At 55.4% G+C, this 13,888-nt stretch carries 15 protein-coding genes; 14 read left to right on the forward strand and 1 reads right to left on the reverse strand.

Translation table 11 applies throughout. The features are described 5' to 3' along the window. The first annotated feature begins 84 nt into the window (after positions 1 to 84). From AB5Y97_RS00875 to AB5Y97_RS00915, 9 genes are all read left to right on the forward strand, one after another. Positions 85 to 627, forward strand: coding sequence for a GspH/FimT family pseudopilin (locus AB5Y97_RS00875; protein ID WP_100646787.1), 543 nt, complete (start codon positions 85 to 87; stop codon positions 625 to 627). After that, positions 618 to 1,241: a PilW family protein gene (locus tag AB5Y97_RS00880; protein ID WP_123173786.1), complete on the forward strand. Its 624-nt coding sequence runs from the start codon at positions 618 to 620 to the stop codon at positions 1,239 to 1,241. Before AB5Y97_RS00875 ends, AB5Y97_RS00880 begins: the two co-directional genes overlap by 10 nt. A gap of 1 nt (position 1,242) precedes the next feature. Further along, on the forward strand, positions 1,243 to 2,340 hold the full coding sequence (locus AB5Y97_RS00885; RefSeq protein WP_100654563.1) for a PilX N-terminal domain-containing pilus assembly protein: 1,098 nt from the start codon (positions 1,243 to 1,245) through the stop codon (positions 2,338 to 2,340). Positions 2,341 to 2,352: 12 nt separating this feature from the next. After that, entirely contained in the window at positions 2,353 to 4,452 is a 2,100-nt protein-coding gene (locus AB5Y97_RS00890; RefSeq protein WP_100646784.1) for a prepilin-type N-terminal cleavage/methylation domain-containing protein, read from the forward strand. A gap of 73 nt (positions 4,453 to 4,525) precedes the next feature. After that, on the forward strand, positions 4,526 to 6,148 hold the full coding sequence (locus AB5Y97_RS00895; RefSeq protein WP_368157086.1) for an NAD+ synthase: 1,623 nt from the start codon (positions 4,526 to 4,528) through the stop codon (positions 6,146 to 6,148). Positions 6,149 to 6,157: 9 nt separating this feature from the next. Beyond that, positions 6,158 to 6,496 (forward strand): nitrogen regulatory protein P-II, encoded by a 339-nt coding sequence (gene glnB / locus AB5Y97_RS00900; protein WP_005308848.1) that lies wholly within the window; start codon positions 6,158 to 6,160, stop codon positions 6,494 to 6,496. Positions 6,497 to 6,555: 59 nt separating this feature from the next. Further along, on the forward strand, positions 6,556 to 7,149 hold the full coding sequence (locus AB5Y97_RS00905; protein WP_368157100.1) for a hypothetical protein: 594 nt from the start codon (positions 6,556 to 6,558) through the stop codon (positions 7,147 to 7,149). 18 nt (positions 7,150 to 7,167) lie between these two features. After that, positions 7,168 to 7,677, forward strand: a complete 510-nt coding sequence (gene luxS, locus AB5Y97_RS00910; protein WP_005340462.1) for an S-ribosylhomocysteine lyase — start codon at positions 7,168 to 7,170, stop codon at positions 7,675 to 7,677. Positions 7,678 to 7,854: 177 nt separating this feature from the next. Next, positions 7,855 to 8,034: a DUF5363 family protein gene (locus AB5Y97_RS00915; protein ID WP_100646782.1), complete on the forward strand. Its 180-nt coding sequence runs from the start codon at positions 7,855 to 7,857 to the stop codon at positions 8,032 to 8,034. Here the strand turns inward: AB5Y97_RS00915 and AB5Y97_RS00920 are convergent. Then, positions 8,003 to 8,629, reverse strand: coding sequence for a type II secretion system protein (locus AB5Y97_RS00920; protein ID WP_201947066.1), 627 nt, complete (start codon positions 8,627 to 8,629; stop codon positions 8,003 to 8,005). The genes AB5Y97_RS00915 and AB5Y97_RS00920 overlap by 32 nt on opposite strands. Before the next feature lie 41 nt (positions 8,630 to 8,670). Here AB5Y97_RS00920 and AB5Y97_RS00925 point away from each other — a divergent pair, with 41 nt between their 5' ends. From AB5Y97_RS00925 to deoA, 5 genes are all read left to right on the forward strand, one after another. Further along, on the forward strand, positions 8,671 to 9,444 hold the full coding sequence (locus AB5Y97_RS00925; protein ID WP_201947067.1) for a TatD family hydrolase: 774 nt from the start codon (positions 8,671 to 8,673) through the stop codon (positions 9,442 to 9,444). 222 nt (positions 9,445 to 9,666) lie between these two features. Further along, on the forward strand, positions 9,667 to 10,941 hold the full coding sequence (locus AB5Y97_RS00930; RefSeq protein WP_005340466.1) for a NupC/NupG family nucleoside CNT transporter: 1,275 nt from the start codon (positions 9,667 to 9,669) through the stop codon (positions 10,939 to 10,941). A 125-nt stretch (positions 10,942 to 11,066) separates the two neighbouring features. Beyond that, positions 11,067 to 11,237: a XapX domain-containing protein gene (locus tag AB5Y97_RS00935; RefSeq protein ID WP_005340467.1), complete on the forward strand. Its 171-nt coding sequence runs from the start codon at positions 11,067 to 11,069 to the stop codon at positions 11,235 to 11,237. A gap of 424 nt (positions 11,238 to 11,661) precedes the next feature. Next, positions 11,662 to 12,435, forward strand: a complete 774-nt coding sequence (deoC, locus tag AB5Y97_RS00940; RefSeq protein ID WP_005340468.1) for a deoxyribose-phosphate aldolase — start codon at positions 11,662 to 11,664, stop codon at positions 12,433 to 12,435. Positions 12,436 to 12,544: 109 nt separating this feature from the next. After that, the gene (gene deoA / locus AB5Y97_RS00945; RefSeq protein ID WP_005358033.1) at positions 12,545 to 13,876 is read left to right on the forward strand and encodes a thymidine phosphorylase; all 1,332 of its coding nucleotides are present in this window, start codon (positions 12,545 to 12,547) and stop codon (positions 13,874 to 13,876) included. Positions 13,877 to 13,888: the final 12 nt, after the last annotated feature.

Raw genomic sequence — 13,888 nt, forward strand, 5'->3', positions numbered from 1 at the left:
GGTTCGTTAAACAGGTAGATACTATAGGATAGCACTGACCTCATACTCTACTGGCATGTGCGAAAAGAAAGGAGTCTTTAGCCAATGGAATGCGCAGAAGGCCGCTCAGCCGGTTTTACCGTGATTGAATTGATGATCGCTGTCGCGTTGGTCGCGTTGCTGCTGACCGTGGCGATCCCCAGTTATCAGTCATTGCGCCAGGAGCAGATGGTCAAGGCGGCTACTCAGGCCGTATACACGGATATCATGCTGCTCAAGTCAGAGGCGATCAAACGTAATCGCACCTTGCAGTTTATTATCTTCAACAGCGGTACCAGTAACTGGTGCTATCGCATCAGTATTGATGGTGACAGCAGCTGTGCAAGCTGCAGCGATACTTGCTCCAGCTTGGAAGGGCGCAAAGGAGCTGACGCTAGTGAATTCCCCGGGATTATCCTGACGGGCTCATATGCCGAGAGTGCCAGCAACACTCGGCCCATCACCTTCTCACCCCGTCGCGGTACTTTGCCAAGCGGCAATATTACGGTCACCTCGTCTAATGCAAGCATGAAAGTGATCACCAGCAATCTGGGTCGAGTGAGAACCTGTGCAGTCAGCAGTGTGATCGGGGAGGTTGCATGCAATTGAAGATGCGGGGCTTTAGTCTGGTCGAGCTGATGGTGGCTATGGTGGCTGGTTTGCTGCTGGTTGCCGCAGTGACATCATTGTTTGCCACCATCCTCAAGGCTAACTATACCGCCATGCAGACCAGCCGTTTGAATCAGGAAGTACAGGCTCTGACCGACATGATCGCTCGGGACATTCAACGGGCCGGTTATGACGCCAACGCAACCCAGTTTCTTGCAGCCCCCTCTGGCAGCCGATCCAGTTTCTACTTTGATACCGTTACAGACTTGATGAATGAAACAGCTACCGGTTCCGGTTTGTATACCTGTGTCAGAGTACGTTATGACAACGATGGGAACGGTGTGTTGGGCACAGATGACACCTTGGTATACAGCTATCTGAGCGCTGATAAAGGAATCAAACAGGGAACTGGTTCCACAACATGCGGTAATGGCACTTTTATTTCGACCGATGACACCATTGAGATCACCGGGATGACGCTGAAACTGTTGCCGAGCAGTCAGGGCAGCGGGGCACGAGCGCTGCAACTGATGGTGAGCGGTCGTTTCAAAGCGTCGCCTGCGCTGACCTTGACTCTGCAGCGTGATATCAAATTGCGTAACGACGGGTACTGAGATGAAGCGACAGTCCGGTTTTACAACCTTTACCATCACTCTATTGCTGGTGTTGATCCTGCTCGGTATCTCGCTGCTGGTTGGCAAGATGCTGGTTGCAGATCGGCGGGTAACGCTCAATGAGGTGCTCTATCGACAAGCGATGGCGATGGCTGAGGTGGGCCTGGCTGATGGACTTGGGCGGCTGGCTCTTGATCCCACTTGGCGTACCAGCGGGGCAACAACCACTTTAACGACTGGGAGCTACACATTGTCATCTGTTGACGATGCCGCTATTACGGTGGGATCTGTGGCGGTGACCCCCGTCATAGTGCGTTCCCAGGCGACGTTAAGCAATGATCAGGCCCAAGCGGTAGTAGAAACCAAAGTCGTTCGGTTCAGTGTGTTGGCCGGCACTCCTGCGGCTCCCTTGACTGTTGCTGGTGGTATGGCAGTGGGGGGTAATTTTACCATTGTGGCCAACCCAAATGGTGGCGGTCTTGGCGTTCCTCTGTCGGTCTGGACCAATGGTAATGTCGACCTCATAACTGGTACGGGGCAAACCTGTCATCAGGGGGATTATAACGGGGGGTGCTCTGCCAATATCAGCCAGAAAGGGGATAAACAGTCAGATATCAAGGACAACGATACGGCTTTCCCGACCGATTTGGTCTGGTATCTATTTAATGAAAAGGATGATGCGACAGGTTGGTCAAATCTGGAGGCTAGAGCGACCCAAAAGTTGACCGATTGCAGCAGCCTTGGCCCGACGTCAACGGGTCTTGTCATAGTGGATGGTGATTGCAAGCCTTCTGCGAATGTTGGCTCTGTGACCGCACCAGTCATTCTGATCGTGCGTAATGGCAATCTGGCAGTGAACGGTAATACCGTTCTGTATGGCCTCGTGTTCGCTTACTCATCAAATCCAGCTTCTGCAGCAACGGATGTGAAGTTGACGGGTGGCGCCATCGTAAACGGCGCTATGGTTGCCAACTATCAACTGGGTAATGCCAATGGTACCTATGATGCCAAGTACGATGCCGGTGTTTTGAGCAATATATCGAATGGCGCCTCTTTTCAGGTCGTTAATCAGGTGCCTGGTAGCTGGCGGGATTGGTAGAGGGAGATGGCGATGAATAGGCAAAAAGGATTTGGCCTGCTTGAGATCCTCATTACTCTGGTTGTGCTGGGGGTGGGGATAGTTGGACTGGTTGCAATGTCTAAGTCAGGGTTGATCATGTCGCAAGATGGTCGCCGTTATGAGACTGCTATGCGTCTGGCAGAGTCCAAGCTTGATGAGTTTCGCAATTTTAATAGTGTGGTTACCGCAACAGCACCACTGACGGCTTACAACCAAATCTCATCGGCAAGTGCTGCAGTGACCATGTCGGGGGATCCTTACTCCCTGACCTGGACGGTGACCAACCAGTATTTGAATGGCTCCAACTGGCAAAATACAGCGCCAGTTGGTTATCGTCTCAGCTATCCGGGACGCAAGGCAATTATCGTCAGCGTTGGCTGGACCGATAGCGAAGGACAGGCCCAAACATTACAACTGGCAGGCAATGTTTCACCAATAGAGTCTCTAAGCTCGGCGCAGCTTGATGGTGGATTGGATACAACCCGACAGGGGCCAAAAGTTAATTACACCCCTGGCGTGGCGCCAGATGTTATCTCTGTCGAATTGGGAGATGGCAACAAGCAGGAGACCAGCAAGCCCTTACCTACCGTCACCTCCAAAGATGGTCAGGTTGGAAAATTGGTGCAATTTGAAACCGTTACATACAAACCTGAAGCCGGTGGCAGTACCCAGCAAGTCTTGCAAGATATGGCATCCGTCTCTTGTTCCTGTAGCTTCGATGACAACCTGAGCTCTTATCTGCCTGGCCAGATCTACAACTCGGCGAGCAACCAACTCTATTGGAAAGCAGGTGCGATGCAGAGTAAACCCACGGGGTCTCTGGATAACAGTATCAATGGCCAGCCGGCCCTATGCTCTAGCTGCTGTAAGGACCATTTCGATGGCAGCGGGTCGAGTTTTAGTAATTTCTATGCACCATTGAATACATCAAGAGTTCGTTACAACAGCTCTCTGAATGCGGTGACCAATGGTAAATATGTGGATGCGTGCCGCTTTGTCCGGTTGGATGGTTATTACCGTCCATTGCCGGACTGGAATCTGGTCAAAGTAGTCGTAACTACCGCTGATTTTTTGGCCAAGCCAGCAAATCAGGCCAGTTATCAGAAATACATCAAATATGTGGTCAAGACCTATATTGATTGGCAAAAATCGACGCTGAGGTGGGTGAAAGGGGCCTCTGCCACCTTGCCGACCATCACCGATTTTTCAACCTGGCTGGCTACCAATGCAGAAGCTGGAGGGAATACTACGACCGGGATCACAGTGAGTACCGGGACGGCGCAGCTTATTGCTCGAGGCATCTATGTGGATGTGCTTGACCCCGTCTATTTAGCCAATATTGATACCAGTTCAGTCGATTACCTAACCAAAGTACCCTTTCAGGATATCAACCTGACCATGCTGGCGGAGTGGTCAATGGGACCGTTGACTCAACTCACAGGTAATGCCACGGATTATGTTGCTGTGACCAATGAAGCGGTCAAAACCGTGGTTGATCTCAATAACTACTACTTCGGTAGTTATAGCCGAGGCTATATGACGGCGAAGAAGTCGACCAAAGATAGCAATCAGGTTCTGCGCGACGTGACCGTGCGAGTCACTGCATATCAGGGGAATTCGGGGATCACCGCATCCTTGATCTCCGCCAGAGACCAGTCACTGGCATTGACGGCAGATATGCTGGTCAAGGTCGATGCGGCGCAGCAGACCGTGCCAACCATCAAGGTGAGTGGGCGAATTCAATGTTTGGAACGTGGCAAGGGGAACAATAATCCTCCCCCCGAGGCATGTGGCAAAAATTCTTTCAGCAATTTGAGCATCAGCACACCAAACTCTGGTGCGACTTGCCGTATTGATTACCCACAGGCGAATAATCAACCGGCAGCATATCTGTGTGAAGCGCCTGAGAATTCAACGTTGGTTATCAATCTCTCATACACCAACCAGGGCAGCACCACCTTTATGTTGCAGCCATCTTCTTTCAGCGTACAGATGACCCCTCAGTCCAACAACCAAGTGCTGAGTGGCCCTTGCTCGCTGCTGGTGGACAACGGGGTGACCAATGCAACCAGTCTGACTTGCACCCGTTAAGCCTTGGGCGCTGGCACAGCCAGCGCCTTTTCTTTATCATTCCCCATCATTTTCGAATTCAAGATGCATCGCCATGGCAAAAGCCCTCTCTCTGATGCTTGCCCAGTTGAATCTGACGGTAGGCGCTATCGAAGATAACACTGACAAAGTGCTCGCTGCGGCGGCTCAGGCCGAACAGCAAGGCGCTGATCTGCTGGTCTGTTCCGAGCTTGCCCTGACCGGCTATCCACCGGAAGATCTGTTGCTGCGCGCCGATCTGATGATGCGGGTCGAAGCCGCGTTGGCTCGTGTTGCCGAATGGCAGGGCAACTGTGCCATTTTGGTGGGTCACCCTTGGCGTGAAGGGGAGGCGCTCTATAACGCAGCCTCCCTCTATGAGCACGGCAAGCTGATTGCCCGTTACTTCAAGCAGGACCTGCCCAACTACGGGGTATTCGACGAGAAGCGCTACTTCACCGCCGCGACTGAAACTTGCGTGGTTCCCTTCCGTGGTCACAATCTGGGTCTACTCATCTGCGAAGACCTCTGGCAGCCGGGTCCGGCGCTGGCCGCCAAGGCGGCAGGGGCCGATCTGCTACTCACCATCAATGCGTCTCCCTACGATCAGGAGAAACCCTGGATCCGCCGCGAACTGATGACTGAACGCTGCGATCAGACCGGCCTGCCGCTGGTTTACCTCAATCAGGTATGCGGGCAGGATGAGCTGATTTTCGACGGCTGCTCCAAGGTGTTCAGTAGCCAGGGCGAGTTGACTCACAAGCTGGCCCCGTTTGCCGAAGAGCTGGCGCTGGTACGTTTTGCTGATGGCCAGCCGGTGAAGGAGCGGGAACCCGCTGCACCGCTGGAGCCGTTGGCCGAGACCTATCAGGCGCTGGTGCTGGCAGTACGCGACTATGTTACCAAGAACGGCTTCCACGGCGCGGTGCTGGGCCTTTCCGGTGGGATCGACTCGGCGCTGACGTTGGCCATCGCGGCCGATGCCATCGGGGCCGACAAGGTGCAGGCGGTGATGATGCCGTTCCGCTATACCGCCCAGATGAGCGTGGAGGATGCCAAGGAGCAGGCAGAGCGGATGGGGGTTGAGTTCAACATCATCTCCATCGAGCCGATGTTCGAAGGGTTTATGGCCCAGCTAGCGCCGCTGTTTGAAGGCACTGCCCGTGATACTACCGAAGAGAACCTGCAGGCCCGCTGCCGCGGCGTGCTGCTGATGGCGCTCTCCAACAAACGTCGTCGTATCGTGCTGACTACCGGCAACAAGAGCGAAATGGCGGTCGGTTATGCCACCCTGTACGGTGACATGGCGGGCGGTTTCGACGTGCTGAAAGATGTGCCCAAGACGCTGGTATTCAAATTGTGCGAATATCGCAACTCGGTCGATTATGTGATCCCGCAGCGGGTTATCGACCGCCCCCCTTCAGCAGAGCTGGCACCGGATCAGGTGGATCAGGACAGTCTGCCGCCATACGACATCCTCGATGCCATCCTCAAGCGTTATGTGGAAGAGGATGCGTCCGTGGCCGACATGGTGGCCGAAGGCTTCGAGGAAGCGGTGGTGCGCAAGGTGATCCGGCTGGTGGATCTCAACGAATACAAGCGCCGTCAGGCGGCGGTCGGGCCCCGCATTACGGCTCGCAACTTTGGTAAGGATCGCCGTTACCCCATTACATCCGGGTTCGGCAAACAGAACTGGTAAGGAGTCACCATGAAGAAGATTGAAGCCATCATCAAACCGTTCAAGCTGGACGATGTGCGCGAGGCCCTGGCCGAGATCGGCATCAACGGCATGACCGTATCCGAAGTCAAAGGCTTCGGCCGCCAGAAGGGCCATACCGAGCTCTATCGCGGCGCCGAATATATGGTCGACTTCCTGCCGAAAGTGAAGGTGGAGCTGGTGGTGCAGGACGAGGATCTCGATGCCTGTCTGGAAGCGATCCAGAACACCGCTCGTACTGGCAAGATTGGTGATGGCAAGATCTTCGTCTGTGAGGTGGAGCGTGTTATTCGTATCCGTACCGGCGAAGAGAACGAAGACGCGATCTGACCTTGGCTATCTCTTTACCTGACCAGAGGCGTGAAGTGTGGCCTCATTTGATGGGGTGGATGCGCTTCGTGGTGGTCGCCAGCCTGTTGGCGGGCCTGACTGCTTGCAGTACCCGTCCACCGGCCCAGCCGGAGAATCTGTGCCAGATCTTTCGCGAGAAGCCTGACTGGCACAAGGCCGCGCTCAAGATGAATGAGAAGTGGGGTACCCCGATCCATGTGGTGATGGCCATGATGTATCAGGAGTCCTCCTTCGTGCATGATGCCCAACCTCCGATGCAGTTTTTTCTCTTCATCCCGACTGGTCGAGCCAGCTCTGCGTATGGTTATGCTCAGGTGAAAGATGAAACCTGGGCGGATTACCAGCGTGAAACCGGCAACGGCTGGAGCAGTCGCGATGACTTTGCCGACGCCATCGACTTCATGGGCTGGTACACTCACAAGGCCCAACGGCTCAATGGCACCTCCAAGTGGGATGCCTATGGCCAGTACCTCAACTATCACGAAGGGTGGGGTGGCTACCGGCGTGGCAGCTATCGCAGCAAGGGGTGGTTGATGAAGACCTCTCGCAAAGTGGAAGCTCGCGCCCAGCGCTACGGCGCCCAGTACCGTCAATGCAAGGATCAGCTCTCCCGTGGGGGCTGGTTCTGGTAACCAAATCAGGAGTCAGAAATGCCGTTATTGGACAGTTTTACCGTTGACCACACCCGTATGGAAGCGCCAGCGGTGCGTGTGGCCAAGACCATGCAGACCCCGAACAAGGACACCATTACCGTGTTCGACCTGCGTTTCTGCGTACCGAATCAGGAGATCCTCTCCGAGCGCGGTATCCATACGCTGGAGCACCTGTTCGCCGGTTTTATGCGTGATCACCTGAACGGCAATGGCGTGGAGATCATCGATATCTCCCCCATGGGTTGTCGTACCGGTTTCTACATGAGCCTGATCGGCGCGCCGGACGAAGCCCGTGTTGGCGCAGCCTGGCAGGCGGCCATGAGCGACGTGCTGACCGTGCAGGATCAGGCCAAGATCCCCGAGCTGAACGAGTATCAGTGCGGCACCTACAGCATGCACTCGCTGGAAGAGGCGCACGCCATCGCCCGTCATGTGCTGGAGCGCGGTATCGGCGTCAACCATAACGACGAGCTGGCCCTGCCGGAAGAGAAGCTGAAGAGTCTGTGAGGCTGATGAGCTGTCGCTCATTAGGTAACCTCTTCAGGTAATGTTAAAAGAGCCGGTCAGCCATGCTGACCGGCTCTTTTTTATTCCGCCCGATCGCGGTTATGGGGATCACTTGCTCCCCTTGCCGACTCTGATTAGGATGGTTTTTAACCTGAACCTGTTGGCGGAGGTGTGACGATGAAGGGGGTATTGCTGCGTTGGCTGGCCCGTTATGACGCGTGGTGCGAGGAGTGGGGGCTCACTCAGGAGAACCGGCGCTGCTGCACGCCGGTTCGTTATGATGATGATTCAAGCAAAGAGCGAGCTTGCGCAGAAGAGGCTGAGCTCAATCAAAATTGCGGGTCACGGCACCAGTAACGCTGTTGTACTCGAAGCCGAGGCCGTTGGGGTGATCAGGGAAGCGGCCGATAGAATCGCGAAGAATATAGCTGCAGTTATTGTGTGCCTCGTTACCTTCATCTTCATCCGGATGGCTCGGGCCAATCATGGTGGTGAGGTAATCTGCCTGCTTTTGAACAGCGTCAGGCCGCTCTGTGGAAGCAACGCTCTGACTGCTATCTAGCAGGTTAGTAAATAGCAACTCGCAATCCTCAGCATTATTGACCGAGATGTGCATAGAGCCTGGTTTATATGGCTCATCGCTTCCCTTACGCCCCTGATCTTCTTCAGAGCCTGCCGGCCAACCATATCGATTGATATCCACATCGCCTTTACCAAAGCTGCTTAGGTTGTAGAGCGCGATCGCTTGCCCCTGCACTTTCACCGCCCACCCAGCATGAGCCAGCTGAACTGCACTGGCAAAGCTGCCTGCGGTCGCCGAGACCGTGCTTTTCAGGGCATCATCCTTGATATTGATAAAGCGGGGCAGGGCGGTGACGGCCAGGATCCCCAGCACTATGATCACCAACACCAGTTCAATCAGGGTAAAGCCGTTGTTTCTGTTGTTCATCATGTTCAATGACCCATTAAATACCGCAAACAGGTGTGAGTGATATGCAGCTGATAGATACCCATTGCCATCTCGACTTTCCGGTGTTTGACCAGGACAGGGAGGCGCTGCTGGCCCGTTGTCGGGTATTAGGGGTGACGGAGTATATCATTCCTGCCATCGCAGAGGATAACTGGACTCGTGTGATGGCACTGGCAGAGCAACATGACGGCCTCTTTTATGGTCTGGGCGTTCATCCCTGGTATGCCGGTGAGCAACGGGAGGGGGTGATGGAGCGGCTGCGAACGCTGGTAATGAGCCAGCCTGCCGGGCTGGTGGCCATAGGCGAGTGCGGGCTGGACCTCCGTTCTCACGTGCCGCAGGAGGGGCAGCTTGCGCTGTTTGAGGCTCAGATCCGGCTGGCTGCCGATGTCGGGCTTCCCCTGATGATCCACTCGGTGCGCGCCAATGACACTGTGGCCAAGCTGTTGCGCCGCTTCAAGCCGCCACGTGGCGGGGTGATCCATGCTTTCAGCGGTTCGTTGCAGCAGGCGGAGGCCTTCTGGCAACTGGGCTTTCGACTCGGGGTGGGCGGGGTAATCAGTTTTGAACGGGCGAACAAGACGCGAGAGGTATTTCGGGCCATGCCGCTCGAGGCCCTGGTGCTGGAAACCGATTCGCCCGATATGCCCTTACAAGGTGAGCAAGGCACCCGGAATACCCCGGAAGCGCTGCCGAAAATAGCGGAAATATTGATGACCTTGCGGGAGGAATCATCAGCGGATGTTACCAAGGTGTTATTTGAAACTGCCCGGCATATTTTCCATCATGACCAATAGCCATGAAACAAATTTGCAACACCTGATTTAGTTGTCAGGAAAAAAAATGAGCGTAAAAATCGTTTGCTGTCTAATTTTGTGACACTTGGACATTTTGATAACGATAAAATGTGACCAGCATTATATTTTATCGGACTTTAATTAGTATAATGCGCTCCCCTTGATTAGTTGGGTTTAATAACAACTCGCTAACAAGCCAGGTGCTACTAGAGGAAGATAATAATGAATTTGTTCATGGGTCTGGTAGGGATGGCGACGCTCGTCCTTATCGCGGTGCTGTTCTCCAGCAATCGCAAGGCAATCAACGTCCGTACCGTTGTCGGTGCGTTCGCAATTCAAGCCGGTCTGGGGGCATTTGTTCTCTATGTTCCGGTTGGTCGCGATATCCTGGTCGGCGTGTCCGACGCGGTATCCAGCGTGATCAGCTACGGCCAGAACGGGATCGACTTCCTGTTTGGCGGTCTGGTCAGCAACAAGATGTTTGAAGTGTTCGGTGGCGGCGGCTTTGTCTTTGCCTTCCGTGTTCTGCCGGTCATCATCTTCTTCTCTTCCCTGATTGCAGTGCTCTATTACCTGGGCATCATGCAGATGGTCATCAAGTTGCTGGGCGGCGGTCTGCAGAAAGTATTGGGTACTTCCCGCACCGAATCCCTCTCTGCAACTGCCAACATCTTCGTCGGTCAGACCGAAGCGCCGCTGGTGGTTCGTCCCTACATCGCCAAGATGACTGACTCCGAGCTGTTCGCCGTCATGTGTGGTGGTCTGGCTTCCGTTGCCGGTTCCGTACTGGCCGGTTACGCCTCTATGGGCGTGAAGATGGAGTACCTGATTGCTGCCTCCTTCATGGCTGCACCGGGTGGTCTGCTGTTCGCCAAGCTGCTGGTTCCCGAGACCGAGACCCCGAACTACGACGAAAGCTCTGCCGATGCCGAGCTGGATGACAAGCCTGCCAACGTCATTGACGCTGCTGCTGCTGGCGCCTCTGCCGGTATGCAACTGGCCCTGAACGTCGGCGCCATGCTGCTGGCCTTCATCGGTCTGATTGCCATGATCAACGGCATCTTCTCCGGTGTGGGTGGCTGGTTCGGTTATCCGCAACTCTCTCTGGAACTGCTGCTGGGCTGGATCTTCTCCCCGCTGGCCTTCCTGATCGGTGTGCCCTGGAATGAAGCAGTGGTTGCCGGTTCCTTCATCGGTCAGAAGCTGGTAGTGAACGAGTTCGTGGCTTACCTGAACTTCGCTCCGTACCTGAAAGACGAAGTGCTGATCAACGGTGTGGCCATGTCCGATCACACCAAGGCGATCATCTCCTTCGCGCTGTGTGGTTTTGCCAACCTCTCCTCTGTTGCCATTCTGCTGGGTGGTCTGGGGTCCATGGCGCCGAACCGCCGCGGCACCATTGCACGCTTTGGCCTGAAAGCCGTATTGGCTGGCTCTCTGTCCAACCTGATGTCTGCCACTATCGCAGGCTTCTTCCTGGCACTGTCCGGCATGTAATCGCCGCCTGACTGACAGGGTATAAACACGAACGCCACGGCATCTGCCGTGGCGTTCGCGTATGGAGCGGTGACAACCGTTTTCCTATCTAAACTAATAATAAAATGAGTCAAATCGGAGGTTATATGAATGAAGTGCTACTGGCGATGGTGGCCGGCTTTATAGTTGGTTTGTTGTTTTCTTTCCTCAAATTGCCGATCCCGGCGCCTCCCGTTTTATCCGGGGTAATGGGGATCGTCGGGGTCTATCTGGGGGGATTGGCCTACTCTTGGATCCTGACCCGTTTCTTTTCGTAAGGCTTTTTTAGACCTTGATTTGCCAGATGTGAGGTACCTCTGAAATTGGCAAATCCGGCTTGCAAACAGGGGGTATCTCGGCTGAAATAGGCGTTGCCAGCAGGGTGCTGGCAATGACTAATACTCGATGAAATCGGGTGTTGGCGGTCAAATGGAATTGATTGGGAAGTCGGGTCAGATGTTGTCGGCCTTTCTCAAGTCTTCATGGAACCAAGTCCGCACTTTTGTAAGAAAGTGACAGGGCTCTTGCCTTATTTACAGTCGCAGTGCCTGCAGGGTGTTTTGAATAGCATCCCGATAGTGCCGGTGCCTTCGCACTGTAATTCCATTCCCGTATAGCTGGGGATTACTGCCTGTGCATCCATTGCTGGATGGTATGGTGGTGCCCGGTTATCTGGATTAAATCGAGACTTTGGAGAACAGAATGACTGATCTGAAAGTGGCCGCTCAGCGCGCCCTGAACCTGATGGACCTGACCACCCTGAACGATGACGACACCGATCAGAAGGTGATCGACCTGTGCCATAAGGCCAAGTCACCGGCTGGCCTGACCGCCGCCGTCTGCATCTACCCCCGTTTTATCCCTATCGCTCGCAAGACCCTGCGTGAGATCGGCGCTGCCGACGTACGCATTGCGACCGTGACCAACTTTCCGCACGGCAACGACGACATCGAGATCGCCGTGGCCGAAACCCGTGCCGCTGTCGCCTACGGTGCCGACGAAGTGGACGTGGTGTTCCCGTATCGCGCCTTCATGGCTGGTAATGAACAGATCGGTTTTGATCTGGTCAAAGCCTGTAAAGAGGCCTGTGGTGCCAACGTGCTGCTGAAAGTGATCATCGAAACCGGCGAGCTGAAAGAAGAGGCGCTGATCCGTCGCGCTTCCGAAATCTGTATCGATGCCGGTGCCGACTTCATCAAGACCTCCACCGGCAAGGTGCCGGTCAATGCGACCCCAGAAGCGGCACGCATCATGATGGAAGTGATCAAGGCCAAGAATCCGAAAGTCGGCTTCAAGCCAGCGGGTGGCGTGAAAGACGCCGCCGTTGCCGGTCAGTATCTGGCCATGGCCGAAGAGATCCTCGGCAACGACTGGGTATCCGCCCGTACCTTCCGCTTTGGTGCATCCAGCCTGCTGGCCAGTCTGCTGGCCACTTTGGGGCATGGCGACAAGCCGGCCAACACCAGCGGTTACTAATAGGTCGATGAGAGGGCGGACAGCTGTCCGCCCTGTTAGCCCCCACCATGCGGTGTGCGGGCAAAGATTCAGGCTTGTGTAACGCCAGCAATGGCGGAGGGAATGAAAGATGTTTTTGCCTCAAGAAATTATTCGCAAGAAGCGCAACGGTGAAGCGCTCAGTACCCAAGAAATTCAATTCTTCGTTCAGGGCATTACCAACAACACCATCGGTGAGGGGCAGATTGCCGCGCTGGCGATGGCGGTCTACTTCAAAGACATGACCATGGATGAGCGGGTTGCCCTGACCTGCGCCATGCGCGACTCCGGCATGGTATTGACCTGGGATCACCTCAATCTGGGTGGCCCGATTGTCGACAAGCACTCCACCGGCGGGGTGGGTGACGTTGTCTCCCTGATGCTTGGCCCGATGGTCGCTGCCTGCGGCGGTTTCGTGCCGATGATCTCCGGCCGTGGTCTGGGCCACACCGGCGGCACCCTCGACAAACTGGATGCCATTCCCGGCTACCAGACCTCGGTCGACAACGATCGTTTCCTGAAAGTGGTGAAAGAGGCGGGCGTGGCCATCATCGGTCAGACCGGCGATCTTGCCCCCGCTGACAAGCGTATCTATGCAGTACGTGACATTACTGCAACCGTCGAATCCATCGCCATGATCACCGGCTCCATCCTCTCCAAGAAGCTCGCCTCCGGGCTGGAAGCGCTGGTGATGGATGTGAAAGTGGGCTCCGGCGCCTTTATGCCGACCTTCGAAGCCTCCGAAGAGCTGGCCAAGAGCATTGTGGCCGTGGCCAACGGTGCCGGTTGCCGCACCTCTGCGCTCTTGACCGATATGAACCAGGTGCTAGCCTCCAGCGCCGGTAACGCGGTGGAAGTGCGTGAAGCTGTGCGCTACCTGACCGGTGAATACCGCAACCCGCGGATCCACGAAGTGACCATGGCGCTGTGTGCCGAGATGCTGATCTCCGCCGGTCTTGCCAGCGACGAGCGCGATGCCCGCACCAAGCTGCAGGCGGTGCTGGATAACGGCAAGGCGGCCGAGATCTTCGGTCGCATGGTGACAGGTCTCGGTGGCCCGGCCGATTTTATGGAGCGTTACGACGCTTACCTGCCCAAAGCCGCCATCGTGCGCCCGGTCTTTGCGGCCAACAGCGGCTTCGTGACCGCCATGGATACCCGCGAGCTGGGTCTGGCCGTGGTCGCTATGGGCGGTGGTCGCCGTGCTGCCGGTGACAAACTTGATTATGCGGTCGGTCTGACCGACTTTATCCGCCTGGGTCAAAGCGTCGATGCTGACAAGCCGATCGCGATGATCCACGCTCAGACTGAAGAGCAATATGCTCAGGCTGCCAGCATGGTGCAGGCGGCTGTCCGGATTGGTGGCGAGCGGCCGGAGGCACTGCCTGAAGTGTACCGCCGTATCACCCTGGCCGATTTGTAACAAGGGGAAGAC

Origin of the sequence: Aeromonas sp. R10-2 (assembly GCF_040908445.1) — a bacterium.
GTDB classification, from domain to species: Bacteria; Pseudomonadota; Gammaproteobacteria; order Enterobacterales; family Aeromonadaceae; genus Aeromonas; species Aeromonas veronii.